The 19,964-nt window shown below is 68.5% G+C and carries 15 protein-coding genes; 8 read left to right on the top strand and 7 right to left on the bottom strand.

The window, feature by feature from the left end:
* Window positions 1–12 precede the first annotated feature (12 nt).
* Window positions 13–1,755, top strand: a complete 1,743-nt coding sequence (locus WS95_RS33100; RefSeq protein ID WP_082746896.1) for a pseudouridine synthase — start codon at window positions 13–15, stop codon at window positions 1,753–1,755.
* Between the two features lie 77 nt (window positions 1,756–1,832).
* Here WS95_RS33100 and def read toward each other — a convergent pair whose 3' ends face one another.
* From def to WS95_RS10610, 5 genes are all read right to left on the bottom strand, one after another.
* Window positions 1,833–2,366 (bottom strand): peptide deformylase, encoded by a 534-nt coding sequence (gene def, locus WS95_RS10630; protein WP_034207668.1) that lies wholly within the window; start codon window positions 2,364–2,366, stop codon window positions 1,833–1,835.
* Complete coding sequence (gene ligA, locus WS95_RS10625) at window positions 2,363–4,438, bottom strand: NAD-dependent DNA ligase LigA (RefSeq protein ID WP_059780846.1); 2,076 nt, start codon at window positions 4,436–4,438, stop codon at window positions 2,363–2,365. Before ligA ends, def begins: the two co-directional genes overlap by 4 nt.
* A 164-nt stretch (window positions 4,439–4,602) precedes the next feature.
* Complete coding sequence (locus tag WS95_RS10620; RefSeq protein ID WP_059823763.1) at window positions 4,603–5,886, bottom strand: cell division protein ZipA C-terminal FtsZ-binding domain-containing protein; 1,284 nt, start codon at window positions 5,884–5,886, stop codon at window positions 4,603–4,605.
* An 85-nt stretch (window positions 5,887–5,971) separates the two neighbouring features.
* Entirely contained in the window at window positions 5,972–9,484 is a 3,513-nt protein-coding gene (smc, locus tag WS95_RS10615; RefSeq protein WP_059823762.1) for a chromosome segregation protein SMC, read from the bottom strand.
* Between the two features lie 139 nt (window positions 9,485–9,623).
* Window positions 9,624–10,565 (bottom strand): DMT family transporter, encoded by a 942-nt coding sequence (locus tag WS95_RS10610; RefSeq protein WP_059823760.1) that lies wholly within the window; start codon window positions 10,563–10,565, stop codon window positions 9,624–9,626.
* Window positions 10,566–10,724: 159 nt separating this feature from the next.
* Between WS95_RS10610 and dapC the strand changes: the two genes are divergently transcribed.
* The 6 genes from dapC to cls all read left to right on the top strand — a co-directional run bounded on the left by dapC (window position 10,725) and on the right by cls (window position 16,919).
* Window positions 10,725–11,957, top strand: coding sequence for a succinyldiaminopimelate transaminase (gene dapC / locus WS95_RS10605; RefSeq protein WP_059823758.1), 1,233 nt, complete (start codon window positions 10,725–10,727; stop codon window positions 11,955–11,957).
* A 44-nt stretch (window positions 11,958–12,001) separates the two neighbouring features.
* Window positions 12,002–12,829, top strand: a complete 828-nt coding sequence (dapD, locus tag WS95_RS10600) for a 2,3,4,5-tetrahydropyridine-2,6-dicarboxylate N-succinyltransferase (RefSeq protein WP_006478479.1) — start codon at window positions 12,002–12,004, stop codon at window positions 12,827–12,829.
* Window positions 12,829–13,197, top strand: coding sequence for an ArsC family reductase (locus tag WS95_RS10595; protein WP_034207673.1), 369 nt, complete (start codon window positions 12,829–12,831; stop codon window positions 13,195–13,197). Before dapD ends, WS95_RS10595 begins: the two co-directional genes overlap by 1 nt.
* A gap of 90 nt (window positions 13,198–13,287) precedes the next feature.
* Entirely contained in the window at window positions 13,288–14,427 is a 1,140-nt protein-coding gene (dapE, locus tag WS95_RS10590) for a succinyl-diaminopimelate desuccinylase (protein WP_059823756.1), read from the top strand.
* An 11-nt stretch (window positions 14,428–14,438) separates the two neighbouring features.
* Complete coding sequence (gene prmB, locus WS95_RS10585) at window positions 14,439–15,347, top strand: 50S ribosomal protein L3 N(5)-glutamine methyltransferase (protein ID WP_059780841.1); 909 nt, start codon at window positions 14,439–14,441, stop codon at window positions 15,345–15,347.
* A 132-nt stretch (window positions 15,348–15,479) separates the two neighbouring features.
* A complete protein-coding gene (gene cls, locus WS95_RS10580; RefSeq protein WP_059780840.1) occupies window positions 15,480–16,919 on the top strand; it encodes a cardiolipin synthase in 1,440 nt (479 codons plus the stop codon).
* Window positions 16,920–16,956: 37 nt separating this feature from the next.
* On the opposite strand, the gene WS95_RS10575 is transcribed toward cls, so the two are convergent.
* A complete protein-coding gene (locus WS95_RS10575; protein ID WP_011549528.1) occupies window positions 16,957–17,436 on the bottom strand; it encodes a glutathione peroxidase in 480 nt (159 codons plus the stop codon).
* Window positions 17,437–17,572: 136 nt separating this feature from the next.
* Here WS95_RS10575 and WS95_RS10570 point away from each other — a divergent pair, with 136 nt between their 5' ends.
* Entirely contained in the window at window positions 17,573–19,504 is a 1,932-nt protein-coding gene (locus WS95_RS10570) for an ATP-binding cassette domain-containing protein (protein ID WP_059823754.1), read from the top strand.
* A gap of 173 nt (window positions 19,505–19,677) precedes the next feature.
* On the opposite strand, the gene WS95_RS10565 is transcribed toward WS95_RS10570, so the two are convergent.
* A complete protein-coding gene (locus tag WS95_RS10565; RefSeq protein WP_034207678.1) occupies window positions 19,678–19,944 on the bottom strand; it encodes a DUF2866 domain-containing protein in 267 nt (88 codons plus the stop codon).
* Window positions 19,945–19,964: the final 20 nt, after the last annotated feature.

The following is a 19,964-nucleotide window of genomic DNA, read 5'->3' as shown; positions in this document are numbered from 1 at the left end:
ATCCCAGCGTTTATGCGCACCAAATTAACCGTCAAGAATCCGAAGCCGGCGTCGCCGACTCGCGCCCCTGTCCGCTCCGGCAGCCTCGTCGCCCGCAAGGCGGTGCGCCCCGCTGCGCCGCCCGCCGCAGACAAGCCGGCCCGCCCGAAGAAGGCGCCTGCGGCAGCCGCCGGCGAACGCTCGTTCAAGCCGCGTGGCGCCGCAGGCGCCGAACGCGCGGGTGCGGATCGCGCACCGGCCCAGCGTGCGCCGCGTGACGGCGGTGCCGAACGCGGCCCGCGCGCCCCGTATCGCGACAACGCAGCCGGCGAAGGCGCGAAGCGTGGTTTCGGCGATCGCCGCACGTCGTCCGATCGCCCGCCGCGCCGCAACGATGACGATGCACGGCCGCGTCGTGCGGGTGCCGACGAAGGCAAGCGCCCGTCCTACCGCGACAACGCAGCCGGCGAAGGCGCGAAGCGCAGCTTCGGCGATCGCCGCACGTCGTCGGATCGCCCGCCGCGCCGCAGCGACGACGATGCACGTCCGCGTCGTGCGGGTGCCGACGAAGGCAAACGCCCGCCCTACCGCGACAACGCAGCCGGCGAAGGCACGAAGCGCAGCTTCGGCGATCGCCGCACGTCGTCCGATCGCCCGCCGCGCCGCAGCGACGACGCTGCACGGCCGCGCCGTGCCGGCAGCGACGAAGGCAAACGCCCGTCCTACCGCGACAACGCGGCCGGCGAAGGCGCGAAGCGCAGCTTCGGCGACCGTCGCACGTCGTCGGATCGTCCGCCGCGCCGCAGCGACGACGATGCGCGTCCCCGCCGCGCAGCAGGCGCTGAAGACAACAAACGTCCGTCCTATCGCGACAAGGCGGCCGGCGAAGGCGCGAAACGCAGCTTCGGCGACCGCCCGACCCGCCCCGCGCGCGACGGCGAGCGCCGTTCGTTCGGCGCGGTGAAGACCGCACAACCCGTCAAGCGCGCGGCGGCCGACGTCGACTACGGCGACGAAACGGGCCTGATGCGCCTGTCGAAGCGGATGTCCGAACTCGGCATGTGCTCGCGCCGCGAAGCCGACGAATGGATCGAAAAGGGCTGGGTGCTCGTCGACGGCGAACGCATCGACACGCTCGGCACCAAGGTGCGCGCCGACCAGAAGATCGAAATCGACGAGCGCGCGAGCGCGGCACAGGCCGCGCAGGTGACGATCCTGCTGCACAAGCCGGTCGGCTACGTGTCGGGCCAGGCGGAAGACGGCTACGAGCCGGCGGCCGTGCTGATCACGCGCGCGAACCGCTGGAGCGGCGACCATTCGCCGGTGCGCTTCTCGCCGCAGCACCTGCATGCGCTCGCACCGGCCGGCCGTCTCGACATCGACTCCACCGGCCTGCTCGTGCTGACGCAGAACGGCGTGATCGCGAAGCAACTGATCGGCGAGCAGTCGGACATCGACAAGGAATACCTGGTGCGCGTGCGCTTCGGCGAACGACTGATCGACATCGACCAGCACTTCCCCGCGGAATCGCTCGCGAAGCTGCGCCACGGTCTCGAGCTCGACGGCGTCGCGCTGAAGCCCGCGCAGGTGAGCTGGCAGAACGGCGAGCAGTTGCGGTTCGTGCTGCGCGAAGGCAAGAAGCGCCAGATTCGCCGCATGTGCGAACTGGTCGGCCTCGACGTGATCGGCCTGAAGCGCGTGCGGATGGGCCGCGTGATGCTCGGCGCGCTTCCGCAAGGCCAATGGCGCTACCTGTCCGCCGACGAGACGTTCTGACCTCGGGCACGTAACGTGCGCCCGCCAAGAAAAAACCCGCTCGCGCGGGTTTTTTCTTTTCCGGGAAGCGCGGCCGATCAGTCGTCGTCGGCCGGATCGAGCCCCGGGAACAACACCTCGGTGAAGCCGAAGCGCGTGAAGTCGGTAATCCGCATCGGATACAGCTTGCCGATCAGGTGATCGTATTCGTGCTGGACCACGCGCGCGTGGAACCCCTCGGCGACACGATCGATCTTCTCGCCGAACTGGTCGAAGCCGCTGTAGCGCACCTTCGCGTAGCGGCTGACGACGCCGCGCATGCCCGGCACCGACAGGCAGCCTTCCCAGCCCTCTTCCATGTCCGGCGGCATGTACTCGATCTTCGGGTTGATCAGCACGGTCTCGGGCACCGGCGGCGCATCCGGGTAGCGGTTGTTGTTGCCGAAGCCGAAGATGATGATCTGCAGCCCGATGCCGATCTGCGGCGCGGCCAGCCCGGCGCCGTTCGCATGGTGCATCGTCTCGAACATGTCCGCGACGATCTCGTGCAGCTCGGCCGTATCGAACCGCTCGACCGGCTGCGCGATTTCGAGCAGGCGCGGATCGCCCATCTTCAGGATCTCGCGAATCATGGCGTATTGCCCTCCAGGAGTTGGTGCAGACCGTCTTCGTCCAGCACGGGGATGCCGAGTTCCTCGGCCTTCGCGAGCTTGCTGCCGGCTTCGGCGCCCGCGACCACGTAGTCCGTCTTCTTCGATACCGAACCGGCCACCTTGGCGCCCGCCGCTTCGAGCATCTCCTTCGCCGCATCGCGCGTGAGATTCGGCAGCGTGCCCGTCAACACGACGGTCTTGCCGGCGAGCACGCCCTGCGGCGCCTTCGGCGCGGGCGGCCCTTCCGGCCACGTGACCTTGCCGGGTGCGCGCAGTTGCTCGATCACCGTGCGGTTGTGCTCTTCCGCGAAGAACTGGTGAATCGACTCGGCGACGATCGGCCCGACGTCGTTGACTTCGAGCAGTTCCTCGATCGACGCGTCCATGATCGGCGTCAGCGAGCCGAAATGCTTCGCGAGATCCTTCGCGGTCGATTCGCCGACATGGCGAATGCCGAGCCCGTAGATGAAGCGCGCGAGCGTCGTATGCTTCGCCTTCTCGAGCGAGTCGAGCAGGTTCTGCGCGGACTTCTCGGCGAACCGGTCGAGTTCGGCCAGCGTCGCGAAGCCGAGATTGAACAGGTCGGCCGGCGTACGCACCAGATTCAGCTCGACGAGCTGGTCGATGATCTTCTCGCCGAGGCCGTCGATATCGAGCGCGCGGCGCTGCGCGAAATGCCACAGCGCCTGCTTGCGCTGCGCCGGGCAGAACAGCCCGCCCGTGCAGCGCGCGATCGCCTCGTCCGGCAGGCGCTCGATCTTCGAGCCGCACACCGGGCATTCGGTCGGCATCACGAACTCGGCCGCATCCGCCGGGCGCCGGTCGAGCAGCGCGCCGACGACTTCCGGAATCACGTCGCCCGCGCGGCGCACGATCACGGTGTCGCCGATCCGGATGTCCTTGCGGCGCACTTCGTCCTCGTTGTGCAGCGTCGCGTTGGTCACGGTCGCGCCGCCGACGAACACCGGCTCGAGACGCGCGACCGGCGTGATCGCGCCGGTACGGCCGACCTGCACGTCGATCGCGACGAGCTTCGTCAGCGCTTCCTGCGCGGGAAACTTGTGCGCGAGCGCGAAGCGCGGCGCACGCGACACGAAGCCGAGCCGCTCCTGCTCGTCGCGCCGGTTGACCTTGTAGACGACGCCGTCGATGTCGTACGGCAGCGCATCGCGCTTCTCGCCGACCTTGCGGAAGAAGCCGAGCAGGCCTTCGGCGCCGTGCACGACCGCGCGCTCGCGGTTCACCGGCAGGCCGAACGCCTCGTACCAGTCGAGCAGCGCGCTGTGCGTGTCGGGCATCGGCATGCCGTCGAGCACGCCGATCCCGTACGCGAAGAACGACAGCGGACGCTGCGCGGTGATCTTCGGGTCGAGCTGACGCAGGCTGCCCGCCGCCGCGTTGCGCGGGTTCGCGAATTCGCGCTGCTCGGCCGCGCGTTGACGTTCGTTCAGGCGTGCGAAATCGCGCTTGAACATCAGCACCTCGCCGCGCACATCGAGCACGGCCGGCACGTGCTTGCCCTTCAGCTTCAGCGGAATCGAGCGGATCGTGCGCACGTTCTCGGTCACGTCCTCGCCCGTCGTCCCGTCGCCGCGCGTCGATGCCTGCACGAACACGCCGCGCTCGTAGCGCAGCGAAATCGCGAGGCCGTCGAACTTCAGTTCGCACGCGTATTCGACAGGGTCCGTCACCGAGCCGGCGAGATCGGTCGTCTTGGCCAGCGCGTCGGCGACGCGCTTGTCGAACGCGACGATGTCCTCGTCGGCGAAACCGTTGTTCAGCGACAGCATCGGCGCATCGTGCACGACCGGCCTGAAGCCGCCGGCCGCTTCGCCGCCGACGCGCTGCGTCGGCGAATCGGGCGTCACGAGTTCGGGATGGTCGGTCTCGAGCTGCTGCAGCTCGCGGAACAGCCGGTCGTATTCGGCGTCGGGCAGATCCGGCTGGTCGAGCACGTAATAGGCGTAGTTCGCCCGCTCGAGTTGGTCGCGCAGCCACGCGGCGCGCGCATCGGGCTGACTGGCTGGCGGTTCGGCTTGGGTTCGGGCCATGCTGGCGGCAGATTCGTTCTGAAAAATCGGATACCCGATTATCTCAGTTTGACGCCGCGGCGGGGCACGCAATGCGGGCCGGATGACGTGCTGCGGCGCACACGAAACGGTGTGCGCCGCAGCGGCGAACGACGGCGCCGCAGCTCGCCGTCCGCGCCGTCGCGTTACTGGCTGAAGAGGCGCCGCGTGACCGGCGAACCGGCCGGGATGCCGGCTTCCTCGAGCTTCGCGTACAGCTTCATCAGTTGCTGCTCGATCGCGAGCAGCGTCGACTCGGGCAGCGGCCGGCGCGAATCGTCGACGACGCGTGCGCCGATCCGCTCGGACAGCGATTTCGCGTAATCGCACATCAGCCGGAACGGCAGGATGTCCTCTTCGGCCACCGGCACGTCGAGCACCAGCGTGATCCTGTTGCCGCCCTTGTACGTCAGGTCGTCGCGCAGGAAGTTCGTATCGCCGAACTGCAGCATGAACACCGGGTTCTGCTTCGCGTCGAGCTTCACGAAGCGCGTGCCGTCGCGCGACAGCAGCAGCCCGTCCTGGGAAGCGACCGCCTGCACGTAGTTCGCGGACCACGGCGCGCCGTCCGACATCACGTTGATCGACAGCTGTGCGTCGCACTGCGCGGCAAACGCGTCGAGCTCGCGCGCCATCGCGACCGTTTCCATCATGTCCGGGAATTCCGGCGCGCCGTCGATCGCGTCGGCGAACTGCTGGACGCCCGTCACGAATTCGGAGAATTCGAGCTCGTTCAGCGCGCCGCTGCGGTTCGCGAGCTGCGCGGCCGCGCGCAGCTCTTCATAGCGCACGCCGTTCTGCAACAGCTCCCACTGGCCGCCTTCCGGCTTGCCTTCGATATGCACGGGCTTGCTGCCCGCGCGGCGCAGCCGCTGCGCGGCCGGCAGGATCTTGTCGCCCGGCAGCGGACCGGTGAGGCGGATCGGCACGATGCAGTCGATCCGGCGGTCGACGATCGCGGGCGGCGCCGACGAGACCGTCGTCGCGGCCGGCATCACCGGTTCGGTCGGCTCGGCCGATTCGGCCGCCGCTTCGCGTGCGGCGGCGGGCACGGCTTCTTCACCGGCAGTCGGTTCGGTCGATTCGGACGACGTGTCGACGCCCGTCGCCTCGGCCTGCAGGTCGGCCGGCATATCGGCCGGCGCCGCACCGCCGGCGGCCCCGCCGAACGTCGGCTCGACGCGCGCGGCGTCGGCCGCGGTCGCCGTCGCGATCGGTGCCGCGGGTTCGCGGCGCACCGGCTGACGCACCGGTTCGATGAACGGCAACTCTTCGTCGCGCTCGGGGCGGTTCATCGCCTCGGTCGCTTCCTCCGGCATCGGGCGCGGCATCCTGCGCCGCACTTTCGCGCCCTGCCATGCGTTGTAGACCACGACGCCGCCCACCACGACGGCGCCCGCGCCGATCAAACCGAGTGTCAACTCGTCCATGCACGCTCCATCAGCAATTCTTTTTCGTCGGGACCGCGAACGGGCGCCCATGCGCCGCGCGAACGCGGTCCGGTTTCGTCAAACGTCAATTCTGGGCAAAACCCGCGGCGGTTTCCATGTCCACCGCAACGATCCGCGACACGCCCTGCTCCTGCATCGTCACGCCGATCAGTTGCTGCGCCATTTCCATCGCGATCTTGTTGTGCGAAATGAACAGGAACTGCGTCTTGTCGGACATCGCGCGCACGAGATTCGCGAAACGCTCTGTGTTCGCGTCGTCCAGCGGCGCGTCGACCTCGTCGAGCAGACAGAACGGCGCCGGGTTCAGCTGGAACATCGCGAACACCAGCGCGGTCGCGGTCAGCGCCTTCTCGCCGCCCGACAGCAGGTGAATCGTCGCGTTCTTCTTGCCGGGCGGCTGCGCCATCACCTGCACGCCGGCATCGAGAATCTCGTCGCCCGTCATGATCAGCTTCGCCTGGCCGCCGCCGAACAGGCGCGGGAACAGGTCGCTGAAATGACGGTTGACCTCGTCGAAGGTGCCCTGCAGCAGCGTGCGGGTTTCCTGGTCGATCTTGTGGATCGCGTCCTCGAGCGTCGTGATCGCGTCGATCAGGTCGGCCGATTGCGCATCGAGGAACACCTTGCGCTCGCTCGCGGCCTTCAGCTCGTCGAGCGCGGCCATGTTGACCGGGCCGAGCGCATTGATCGCGTTGTTCAGGCGCGTGACTTCGCCCTGCAGGTACGACGGCTTCAGGTCCGGCGTCAGCTTCGCGGCCAGCGCGGCCTCGTCGACCTCGGCGGCCGCGAGCTGTTCGGCGAACTGCTCGACGGACAGGCGCGCGGCCTGCTCCTTCAACTGCAGCTCGGTGATGCGGTCGCGCAGCGGCTGCAGCGAACGCTCGGCGACGAGCCGCTGCTCGTCCGACGCGCGCAGCTTCGCGGTCAGGTCGTCGAGCTCGATCCGCGCGGCCTGCAGCGCCTCTTCCTTCACCGCACGAATCTCGAGCGCGTCCTGCAGGCCGGTGTGCGCGGTCTGCTCGTTGATCGTCTCGAGTTCGGCGCGCGCGTCCTCCAGCGACGCGGCGACGCGCTCGCTCTGCTCGTGCGCCACCTGGATCGTGCGCTTGAGTTCGTCGATCCGCGTCACCGCGTTGCGTGCGGCGAAGCGCGCGTCGTTCGCGCCGCGCTCCAGGTCGCGCGCTTCCTGACGCGCCTGCGTCAGCGATTCGTCGAGCGACTCGAATGCGAGCTGATTGTCCTCGAAGCGCGCCTGCAGTTCCGCGAGCTCGCCGTCGAAGCGCTCGAAATTCGCTTCCGACTCCGCGCGCAGCGCACGCTGCTCTTCGATCTGCGCGCCGATTTCCTCGAGTTCCTCGCGAATCTGCGTGCTGCGCTGCGTATAGCGTTCGTGCGCCTGCGCGAGCTTCAGCACGTCCATCTGCAGCGCATGCACGCGCTGCGTCGCACGCTCGGCTTGCGCGCGCACGTCGCCGAGCGCCTGCGTGGCCTGCGTGTGCGCGGCTTCCGCACGCACGGCAGCCGTGCGCGCCTCGTCGGCGAGCAGCGCCTGCGCACGCACCTGGCGCGCCAGGTTTTCGATTTCCTGCTGGCGGGCCAGCATCCCGGCCTGCTCCGAATCGGCGGCGTACAACTGCACGCCGACGCGCGTGACGATATGGCCGGCCTTGACGACGAACGCGCCGCCTGCCGGCAGCTGCGCGCGCGTCGCGAGCGCCTGCGCGACGTCGTCGGCGACATAGACGTTGCCGAGCCAGTCGTTCAGCACCGCGCGGATGCCCGCGTCGTCGATGCGCACGAGCGACAGCACCGGCCGCAGCCCGGCCACTGCGGCGGGCGGCTCGCCGGCCGCGGGCGGCGCGTAGAACGCGAGCTTCGCGGGCGGCGCATCGGTCGCGAATGCCTTCACCCAGTCGAGATTCGATACTTCGAGCGCGGCGAGACGCTCGCGCAGCACGGCCTCGAGCGCCGCTTCCCAGCCGGCCTCGACGTGCAGCTTCTTCCACAGACGCGGCAGCGCGCCGAGCTCGTGCTTGTCGAGCCACGGCTGGATCTTGCCTTCGGTCTGCACGTTCTCCTGCAGCTGCTTGAGCGCGGCGAGCCGCGCCTCGAGCTGGTGGATCTGCGCGCTCTCGGCCTGCACGCGCTCCTGCGCGGCACGGCGCTCGCCGTCGAGGCGCGGCAGCGCCTCCTGCGCATCGCTCAGACGTGCCTGCGCTTGCGCGAGGATCTCTTCCTGCTCGGCAAGCTGCATGCGCAACTCCTCGAGCTGTGCTTCATCGGGCGCATCCAGCCCGCCCGCCTCGGCCTTCAGGCGCTCGTGGCGCTGCTGAAGCTGCTGGAGCTGCTGGTCGGCGTTGCGCTGGTGCGCGGCTTCGAGCTTCAGCGACTGCTCGGTCTGCGCGATCCGCGCGCGCTCGTCGTTGAGCTGCGCCTGCGCGTCGCGCCACTTCGCTTCGAGCGCCGGCAGCGCATCGTGCTTCGCGGCCGCGTTGTCTTCGGCGAGCGCGGCCTTCTCGTCGGCCATCGCGCGCGCCTCTTCGGCTTCCTCGAGTTCGTCCTGCGACTTCTCGGCCTGCGCGCGCCACTGCTCGCGCTGCGCATTCAGCGCGGCGATCTGCGCCTGCACGCGATTGCGCGATTCGACGATGAACTTGATCTCGGCTTCGAGGCGGCTCACCTCGGCGTTCGCTTCGTAGAGCGCGCCCTGCGCGCCCTGCATCGCGTCGCTCGCCGAGTAGTGCGCGACGCGCAGCGTCTCGAGCTGCGCCTCGACTTCGCGCAGCTTCGCCGTCTGTGCTTCGAGGTCGATCTGCGCCTGTTCGATCGCGCGCTGCTGCTTCTGCTGCTCGCCGGCGGCCTCGTTCTTGCGCAGCAGCCACAGCAGGCGCTGCTTCTCCTCGCCGTCGGCGACGAGTTCCTTGTACTTGGTCGCGACCACCGCCTGCGCCTCGAGCTTCTCGAGGTTCGCGCCGAGTTCGCGCACGATGTCCTCGACGCGCGTCAGGTTCTCGCGCGTGTCGTGCAGGCGGTTCTCGGTTTCGCGGCGGCGTTCCTTGTACTTCGACACGCCGGCGGCTTCCTCGAGGAACACGCGCAGCTCTTCCGGCTTCGCCTCGATGATCCGCGCGATCATGCCCTGCCCGATGATCGCGTACGCACGCGGCCCGAGGCCGGTGCCGAGGAAGATGTCCTGGATGTCGCGGCGGCGCGCCGGCAGGTTGTTGATGTAGTAGCTCGACGTGCCGTCGCGCGTCAGCACGCGCTTGACGGCGATCTCGCCGTACTGGCCCCACTGCCCGGCCGCGCGGCCGTCGGAGTTGTCAAAGATCAGTTCGACGCTGGCCCGGCTGCCGGGCTTGCGGGCGGTCGAACCGTTGAAGATCACGTCCTGCATCGATTCGCCGCGCAGCTCGGACGCGCGCGACTCGCCGAGCACCCAGCGCACGGCATCGATGATGTTGGACTTGCCGCATCCGTTCGGGCCGACCACGCCGACGAGCTGGCCCGGAACCTGGAAATGCGTGGGATCGACGAAGGATTTGAAGCCAGCGAGTTTGATCGAGCTCAGACGCACGGCGGTATCGGATGTGAAGAAGGTGTGAAACGGACGGGGCCGCCCGGCGCGGGGCCGGAGAGCCCCTGCGCGCCACGCGCCCCGGAATTCAAAAACGGGGCCGCGCGCATCCAGCGTTGGGCCCCGCAAACGGCTTCCATCATACCATCGCGCGTGCGCCGTCCCGACCGTCGCCGGGTTTGTCCGGTGCCGGCGCGGCGCGATGGACCCGGCTCGACAGCAGCGTCGCCAGCACGATGCACGCGCCGCCCGCCCACTCGCGCGCGCTCGGCAGCTCGTTCGCGAACACCCATGCCGACAGCGCGGTGATCACGATCTCGAACAGCATGATGATCGACGCGCGGTTCGCCGGCACGCGCGCGAGGCCGTACTGGACGAGCAGGTTGTTCGACGCCATCGTCACGCCGATCGCCGCGACGATCAGCGCGGCCACGCCCAGCTGAGCGCTCGCCGGCGCGGCCGGCAACCCTTCGAACAGCGACGCGATCGCGCCGAACACGGCCGCGCCGCCGAACAGCGTCGCGGTGCGCATTTCGGCGCGCGTGTCGGGCAGCTCGCGGCTCGCCTTGATCACCAGCACGTTGCTCATCGCGAAGCTCAGCCCGGCCGCGAGACCCGCCCATTCGGCCGGGTTGGCCGGCAGCGGCAAGCCGAGCGCCGGCGACCACAGCATCAGCATCGCGCCGCCGATCGACAGCGCAGCCAGCCCTGCGCCCGCCCAGGTCAGCCGTTCGCGCAGCAGGAAGTGCGCGTAGATCGCGGTCCAGGCCGGCGTCAGGTAGAACAGCAGCATCACCCGCAACACTTCGCCGTGGATCGTGCCCCATACGAACCCGAGGTTCGTCACGCCGGCCGTCACCGCGATGCCCGGCAGCACCCAGTGCCAGCGCAGCGTCGCGATCGTGCGGTGCCGCGCGACGATCACGAACAGGAACGCGACGAGGCTCGTCAGCGCGCTCGCGAGTGTGCCCGTCACGCCGAGCGACGCGAGGATCCGCAGCGGATACCAGATCAGGCCCCATACCGACGCGCCGATCAGGATGGCCAGCGTCGGCAGGCTGCCGCGTACCGCGTTGTTCATTTGATTCGATACCCTTTATTCGACCGGCCCGGCCGCCGTGCCGGCAGGCCGTGACCGCATTTCGTCACGTTATAATCGTCCGCTGCGACCCGCGCGCCCGCCGCGCCCGTTCGCAGCCGCGCGGCGCGCCCGCCGCTTCTTTCGCTCCAACCGGCCGCGATGGCCGCTTCGCCCGTGAACCCTCGACTCGACTCGCTCCAGCCCTATCCCTTCGAAAAGCTGCGCGCCCTGTTCAAGGACGTGACGCCTTCCGGCGACCTCAAACCCATCAGCTTCGGCATCGGCGAGCCCAAACACGCGACGCCGGCGCTGATCCGCGAAGCCGTGGTGGCCGCGCTCGACGGCCTCGCGTCGTACCCGGCCACGGCCGGCTCGGACGCGCTGCGCACGTCGATCGCGCGCTGGCTCGAGCGCCGCTACGGGCTACCGGCGATCGATCCGGCCACGCAGGTGCTGCCGGTGTCGGGCTCGCGCGAGGCGCTGTTCTCGCTCGCGCAGACCGTGATCGACGCAAGCCCGCGCGCCGACGGCAAGAAAGCGATCGTACTCTGTCCGAATCCCTTCTATCAAATTTACGAAGGCGCGGCGCTGCTGGCCGGTGCCGAACCCTATTTCGCGAACAGCGACCCGGCGCGCAACTTCGCGTGCGACTACGCGGCCGTGCCCGACGAAGTGTGGGCGCGTACGCAGTTGCTGTACGTGTGCTCGCCCGGCAACCCGACGGGCGCCGTGCTGACGCTCGACGACTGGCGCGAGCTGTTCGCGCTGTCGGACCGCCACGGCTTCGTGATCGCGTCCGACGAGTGCTATTCGGAAATCTATTTCGACGAAGCGGCGCCGCCGCTCGGCGGCCTGGAGGCCGCGCACCGCCTCGGCCGCGGCTTCGAGCGGCTCGTGATGCTGTCGAGCCTGTCGAAGCGCTCGAACATGCCGGGCATGCGCTCGGGCTTCGTCGCCGGCGACGCCGCGCTGCTCAAGCAATTCCTGCTGTACCGCACGTACCACGGCGCCGCGCTGTCGCCGGTCTGGCAGCACGCGAGCATCGCCGCGTGGAACGACGAGGCGCACGTGCGCGAGAACCGCGCGCTGTACCTGCAGAAGTTCGACACGGTCACGCCGATGCTCGCCGACGTGATCGACGTGAAGCTGCCCGACGCCGCGTTCTACCTGTGGGCCAACGTCGCGCGCACCGGCCTGTCGGACACCGAGTTCGCCCGCCGCCTGTACGCCGACTATAATGTGACGGTTCTGCCCGGCTCGTACCTGGCGCGCGATGCGCACGGCACCAACCCGGGCCGCGATTTCATCCGGATCGCGCTCGTCGCGGGCACCCCCGAATGCGTCGAGGGCGCGCAACGCATCGTCGATTTCTGCCGCTCCCTCGCGCGGTAATCGTCCATCCCGATCAATTCCATCCATCTCCTGCGAAAACGAACATGTCGCAACAACTTCAGCAAATCATCGATACCGCCTGGGAAAACCGCGCCGAGCTGTCGCCGAAGGCCGCGCCCGCCGACGTCCGCGAAGCCGTCGCTCACGCGATCGAGCAGCTCGACAAGGGCGCACTGCGCGTCGCCGAGAAAATCGACGGCAACTGGACCGTGCACCAGTGGCTGAAGAAGGCCGTGCTGCTGTCGTTCCGCCTGGAGGACAACGCGCCGATGCCGGCCGGCGGCTATTCGCAGTTCTACGACAAGGTGCCGTCGAAGTTCGCGAACTACACGGCCGAAGATTTCGCCGCGGGCGGCTTCCGCGTCGTCCCGCCGGCGATTGCGCGCCGCGGCTCGTTCATCGCGAAGAACGTCGTGCTGATGCCGTCGTACACCAACATCGGCGCCTACGTCGACGAAGGCACGATGGTCGACACGTGGGCGACGGTCGGTTCGTGCGCGCAGATCGGCAAGAACGTGCACCTGTCGGGCGGCGTCGGCATCGGCGGCGTGCTCGAGCCGCTGCAGGCGAACCCGGTCATCATCGAAGACAACTGCTTCATCGGCGCGCGCTCGGAAGTCGTCGAAGGCGTGATCGTCGAGGAAAACTCGGTGATCTCGATGGGCGTGTACCTCGGCCAGAGCACGAAGATCTACGACCGCGAGACGGGCGAAGTGAGCTACGGCCGCATCCCGGCCGGCTCGGTCGTCGTCGCCGGCAACCTGCCGTCGAAGGACGGCTCGCACAGCCTGTACTGCGCGGTGATCGTGAAGAAGGTCGACGCGAAGACGCGTGCGAAGGTCGGCCTGAACGAGCTGCTGCGAGGCGACTGATGGCGAAGCCGCACACCGTGGTCGTCTACGGCATTCCGAACTGCGACACCGTGAAGAAGGCCCGTGTGTGGCTCGACGATCACGGCGTCGAATTCGAGTTCCACGATTTCAAGAAGCTCGGCGTCAGCGCGCCGCTGATCGAAGACTGGCTGAAGGACGTGTCGCTCGACGCGCTCGTGAACAAGCGCGGCACCACGTGGCGCGGCCTGGACGACGCGATGAAGGCCGCCGCCGAAACGAAGACCGGCGCGGTCGCGCTGATGATCCACAAGCCGTCGGTCATCAAGCGCCCCGTGCTCGTCGTCAACGGTCGCGTGAAATCGCTCGGCTTCGCGGCCGATCAATACGCGGCGCTGTTTGCCGCATAGGGCCACCCGCGCGGCGCTCGCGGGCGCCGCCCGACGCCCTGTCGCTGCCGGCCACCGCGCCGGCATTTTTTATCGAAAGTGGTCCGAACCATGTCCGCCACCCTAGCCCTTACCGAACAACTGATCGCCCGCGCGTCCGTGACGCCCGACGACCAGCATTGCCAGCAGATCATGACCGAGCGCCTCGCCGCGCTCGGCTTCGAATGCGAGACCATCGCGTCGCACGGCGTGACCAACCTGTGGGCCGTCAAGCGCGGCGCCGACGGCCGCGACGGCAAGCTGCTCGCATTCGCGGGCCACACCGACGTCGTGCCGACCGGCCCGCTCGAACAGTGGACCTCGCCGCCGTTCATCCCCGCCCATCGCGACGGCAAGCTGTACGGCCGCGGCGCGGCCGACATGAAGACGTCGCTCGCGGCATTCGTCGTCGCATCCGAGGAATTCGTCGCGGCCCATCCCGGCCACCGCGGCGCGATCGCGTTCCTGATCACGAGCGACGAGGAAGGCCCGGCCACCGACGGCACCGTGAAGGTCGTCGAACTGCTGCAGGAGCGCGGCGAGCGGCTCGACTACTGCATCGTCGGCGAGCCGACGTCGAGCGCCGAGCTCGGCGACGTCGTCAAGAACGGCCGCCGCGGATCGATGTCCGGCGAACTCGTCGTCAAGGGCGTGCAAGGCCACATCGCGTATCCGCACCTCGCGAAGAACCCGATCCATCTGCTCGCACCGGCGCTCGCCGAGCTCGCGGCCGAACAGTGGGACGCAGGCAACGAATACTTCCCGCCGACCACCTGGCAGGTGTCGAACCTGCACGCCGGCACCGGCGCGACCAACGTGATCCCCGGCCACGCCGACCTGCTGTTCAACTTCCGCTTCTCGACCGCGAGCACGGTCGAGGGCCTGCAGGCCCGCGTGCACGCGATCCTCGACAAGCACGGCCTCGAATACACGCTGAAGTGGTCGGTGAGCGGCCTGCCGTTCCTCACGCCGCGCGGCGAACTCTCGGGCGCGCTGGAAAACGCGATCCGCACCGAGACCGGCATCACGACCGAGCTGTCGACGACGGGCGGCACGTCGGACGGCCGCTTCATCGCGCGCATCTGCCCGCAGGTGATCGAGTTCGGCCCGCCGAACGGCAGCATCCACAAGATCGACGAGCATATCGAAGTGCGCTTCGTCGACCCGCTGAAGAACGTGTACCGACGCGTGCTCGAACAACTGATCGCCTGACGGAGCCTCGCATGACGACACCTTTCGCCACCATCCGCGACCTGCTGCGCTACGCGGTCACGCGCTTCTCGAAAGCGAAGCTCGCGTTCGGCCACGGCTCCGACAATGCGTACGACGAAGCGGCCTACCTCGTGCTGCATACGCTCGACCTGCCGCTCGACACGCTCGAGCCGTTCCTCGACGCGCGCCTGCTGCCCGACGAAATCGCGGCCGTGCTCGCGGTGATCGAACGACGCGCGACCGACCGCGTGCCGGCCGCCTACCTCACGCACGAAGCGTGGATGCACGGCCACCGCTTCTACGTCGACGAACGCGTGATCGTGCCGCGCTCGTTCATCGGCGAGCTGCTCGACGACGGGCTGCAGCCGTATGTCGCCGATCCCGAGCAGGTCGGCGCGGTGCTCGAACTGTGCACCGGCTCCGGCTGCCTCGCGATCCTCGCGGCGAGCGCGTTCCCGAACGCCGAGATCGACGCGGTCGACCTGTCGGACAAGGCGCTCGAAGTCGCGGAGATCAACGTGCGCGACTACGGTCTCGAAGACCGCATCGGGCTGCACCGCGGCGACCTCTATGCCCCGCTGCCCGCGTTCCGCACCGATCCCGACTCGCGCTACGACGTGATCCTGACGAATCCGCCGTACGTGAACGCAGCGTCGATGGCCGCGCTGCCGCCCGAATACCGGCACGAGCCGGAGATGGCGCTCGCCGGCGGCGACGACGGGATGGACATCGTGCGACGCATCGTCGCCGAAGCGCACCGCTGGCTGCATGACGACGGCGTGCTCGTCGTCGAGATCGGCAACGAGCGCGAGCACGTCGAAGCGGCGTTCGGCGGCCTCGAGCTCACGTGGCTGCCCACCAGCGCGGGCGACGACGCCGTGTTCCTGATCCAGGCATCGGACCTGCCGCGCAAGGCCTGAGCGTTTCCGGCCCGCCCACCGTGCGGCGCACCGTTGCGCCGCACGGTTGGGTAAGATGCGCGGAGGCGGCCACCCGGCCGCACGACCTCCGGAATCGACTCCGGAGTCCCCTCGGGAGTCCTTTACGCGCCCATGACCCTCGACTGGCTACATCTCGGCACCCTGATCCTGACCATCCACGTGCTCGGGATCGTCGCGGCGTGCCACGCAATCATGAACACGCGCACGTCGCAAGGCGCGATCGCATGGGCCGTCTCGCTCACGGCCATGCCGTACCTGACGCTCGTTCCGTACCTGTTCCTCGGCCGCAGCAAATTCTCCGGCTACGTCGACGCCCGACGCCACGAGCTGGACATGTTGCGCACGCACACACCGCGCGCGCCGTGGCGCACCACCGACGCGACCGACGGGCCGGCCGCCGACGCGCTCGGCCAGGCCGCCGTGCTCGCGCTCACGCGGCTCGGCGGCATGCCGTTCCTCGGCGGCAATTCGGTGCGCACGCTCGTGAACGGCGACGCGACGTTCTCGGCCATCCTGTCGGCGATCGACGCCGCGCGCGACTACGTGCTCGTCCAGTTCTTCATCGTGCGCGACGATGCGCTCGGCCGGATGCTGCGCGACTCGCTGCTCGCGCGCGCGGCCGCCGGCGTACGCTGCTGCCTGCTGTACGACAGCATCGGCAGCTTCGACCTGCCGCACGGCTACGTCGACGCATTGCGCCGGGGCGGCGTCGAGGTCCATCCGTTCGCGACCAACCGGAAATTCGTCAACCGCTTCCAGCTGAACTTCCGCAACCATCGCAAGATCGTCGTCGTCGACGGCAATCGCGCGTTCGTCGGCGGTCACAACGTCGGCGTCGAATATCTCGGCGCGAAGCCGCGCCTGTCGCCATGGCGCGACACCCACATCGAGATACGCGGCCCCGTGGTGGCGAGCATCCAGTACGTGTTCGCCGAAGACTGGCACTGGGCGACGCAGAAGCTGCCGCCCATCGCGCTGCCGCCGCCCGCGCAGCCCGGCGACGCCATGCATTGCCTCGCGGTGCCGATGGGGCCGGCCGACAAGCAGGAAACCGGCTCACTGTTCTTCGTCGAATCGATCAATGCCGCGCGCGAGCGGGTCTGGATCACCACGCCGTACCTGGTTCCCGACGAAGCCGTGCTGTGCGCGCTGAAGCTCGCCGTGATGCGCGGCGTCGACGTACGCATCCTGATCCCGAGCCGGCGCGACCACTACGTCGTGTTCGAAGCGTCGAAGCTTTACGCGCGCGACCTCGTCGATGCGGGCGTGAAGGTGTTCCGCTACCGCCCCGGCTTCCTGCACCAGAAGGTCGTGCTGATCGACCGCGTCGCGGCGGCGATCGGCAGCGCGAATCTCGACAACCGCTCGTTCCGCCTCAATTTCGAGGTCATGGTGCTGACCGTCGACCCGGCGTTCGCCGACGAGGTCGAGACGATGCTCGATGCCGACTTCGCGCTGGCGTACGAGGTCGATGCGGACGAATACCGGCAGTCGCCCGCCTGGCGGCGCATCGCGATGCACGTCGCGCGGCTGTTCGCGCCGATCCTGTAACGGCCCTGACGAGCGCCGCGCACGCCGCGCTGCGCCGTCACAGCAGCTTGTCGATGTCCGCGGCGATTTCGTCGGGCTTGGTGGACGGCGCGTAGCGCTTGACGATGCGTCCTTCGCGGTCGATCAGGAATTTCGTGAAATTCCACTTGATCGCCTTGAGGCCGAGAATGCCGGGCGCCTCGTCGGTCAGGTAGCGATACAGCGGATGCGCATGGTCGCCCTTCACGTCGATCTTCGCGAACATCGGGAACGTGACGCCGTAGTTGCGCTCGCAGAACGCACCGATCTGCGCGGCGTCGCCCGGCTCCTGCTTGCCGAACTGGTTGCACGGGAAGCCGAGCACGAAGAAGCCGCGCGCCGCGTACTGGTCGTACAGCTTCTGCAGACCCGCGTACTGCGGCGTGAAACCGCACTCGCTCGCGGTATTGACGATCAGCAGCACCTTGCCGCGATACGCATCGAGCGAGACCGGCGCACCGGCGAGCGTCTCCGCGCTGAACGAATACAGGGTGGACATCGGGCACTCCTTATATGAAACCGGATCGACGTGGAGTCTAGGCGAAATTGCGCCGTTGCGGCATCGGCCGAGCGGCCGATGCCCGGCGCGATCGGCGCGCGGTCTAGAATAGCGGTTTTGGCCAGTCATTTCCGCCGTGATCCGTTTCAATCAGTTCAGCCTTGCGCGCGGCACCAAGCCGCTGTTCGAGTCGTCCTCGTTCGTGCTCAATCCCGGCGAGAAAGCCGGCCTGATCGGCGCGAACGGCGCCGGCAAGTCGACGCTGTTTTCCGTCCTGCGCGGCGAGCTGCATTCCGACGGAGGCGATTTCTCGATGCCGCCGTCGTGGCGGATCGCCCACGTGTCGCAGGAAACGCCCGCGGTCGACCGCTCGGCGCTCGACTACACGCTCGACGGCGATACCGCGCTGCGCGAGATCGAGGCCCGCATCGCCGCCGCGTCGGCCGCACATGACGGCGCCGCCGAGGCCGACGCGCACGCGGCGTTCGCCGATGCCGACGGCTACACCGCGCCGGCCCGCGCCGAAGCGCTGCTGCTCGGCCTCGGCTTCACGCTCGCGCAAACGCGCGAATCCGTCGCGAGCTTCTCCGGCGGCTGGCGCATGCGGCTGAACCTCGCGCAGGCGCTGATGTGCCGCTCCGACCTGCTGCTGCTCGACGAACCGACGAACCACCTCGATCTCGATGCGATCGTGTGGCTCGAAGACTGGTTGCACCGCTACCCCGGCACGCTCGTCGTGATCTCGCACGACCGCGAATTCCTCGATTCGATCTGCAACGTCACGCTGCATCTGGAAAACCGCCAGGTGAAGCGCTACGGCGGCAACTACTCGCAGTTCGAAGTGCTGCGCGCGCAGCAACTGGCGCTGCAGCAAAGCGCATACGAAAAGCAGCAGAAGACGATCGAGCACCTGCAGAGCTTCGTCGACCGCTTCAAGGCCAAGGCGACCAAGGCCAAGCAGGCGCAAAGCCGGATGAAGGCGCTCGAGAAGATGGAGTTGATCGCACCCGCGCACATCGCGTCGCCGTTCACGTTCGAATTCCGCACGCCCGATGCCGCACCGAACCCGATGATGGTGATGGAGGACGTCCGTTGCGGCTACCGCGCCGACGACGGCACGGACATCCCGATCGTCGAGCGCGTCGCGCTGTCGATCCAGAACGGCCAGCGCATCGGCCTGCTGGGCGCGAACGGCCAGGGCAAGTCGACGCTGATCAAGACACTGGCCGGCACGCTCGCGCCGCTGTCGGGGCACGTGCGCGACGGCAAGGGGCTGACGATCGGCTATTTCGCGCAGCACCAGCTCGAGACGCTGCGCGAAGACGATTCGCCGCTCGCGCACCTGGCGCGGCTCGCGCCCGACACGCGCGAGCAGGAATTGCGCGACTTCCTCGGCGGCTTCAATTTCTCGGGCGACATGGCGACCAGCCCGGTCGGGCCGTTCTCGGGCGGCGAAAAAGCGCGCCTCGCGCTGGCCCTGATCATCTGGCAGAAGCCGAACCTGCTGCTGCTCGACGAACCGACGAACCACCTCGACCTCGAAACGCGCCACGCGCTGACGATGGCGCTCGCGCAGTTCGAAGGCACGCTGATCCTCGTGTCGCACGACCGTCACCTGCTGCGCGCGACGACCGACCAGTTCATGCTGGTCGCGAAGCACCGGCTGCAGCCGTTCGACGGCGACCTCGACGACTACCGCGACTGGCTGCTGCAGCATGCGGCCGAGCAGCGCGCGGCCGCGAAGGCCGACAGCGCGGCCGCCGCGGGCGCCGATCCGGGCATCAATCGCAAGGATCAGAAGCGCCAGGCGGCCGAGGAACGCCAGCGGCTGTCGCAGTTGAAGAAGCCGCTGCAGACCCGCATCACGAAGCTCGAAAAGGAAATGGAAACGCTGCACGCCGAGAAGGCGCGCCTCGACGCGTTCGTCGCCGATCCGGCGAGCTACGAGGCCGCGCGCAAGACGGAGCTGACCGACGCGATCCGCAAGCTCGGCGAGGTCAACACGCGACTCGAGACGGTCGAGGCCGACTGGCTCGCCGCGCAGGAAGAACTCGAGCAGATCGGCTGAACGCGGCCGCCGGGCCGTCAGCCGACGATCGCGTCATCGGCGGCGCGGTGCGTCGGAGCGTCCATGCCCGACGAAACGGCCCGGCCGCGAAAACGACGAGGCCGGGCACCTGGCCCGGCCTCGTCGGTCACTGCTGTGTCGACATGGCCGCATCGGCCCGCCGCGTGATCCGTTCAGCGGCGCGGCAGCGTGTCGCGCGGCATCTGTTCGTCGTCGCCCATCAGGTATCGGCGCCCTTGGGTCGGCCGGCGAATCGCCGCGACGACTTCCGCTTCCGTCACATCTTCGGACACGACCTTGCGCGCCAGGCGCCCTTCTTCGTCGATCCATTCGACGATTCGGCATCCGCCGCCCCACGGCTGGCGAATCGGCTCCGACACGCGGCAGCCGCGCAGGTTGTAAAGGCGTCCGCCAGGCGCTTCCCCATACGATTTCAACATAGGTTCCCTTCGCATTGCGC

This window comes from Burkholderia sp. MSMB1826, assembly GCF_001526325.1.
Lineage (GTDB): Bacteria > Pseudomonadota > Gammaproteobacteria > Burkholderiales > Burkholderiaceae > Burkholderia.
This window is presented reverse-complemented; position numbering and strand designations above follow the sequence as displayed.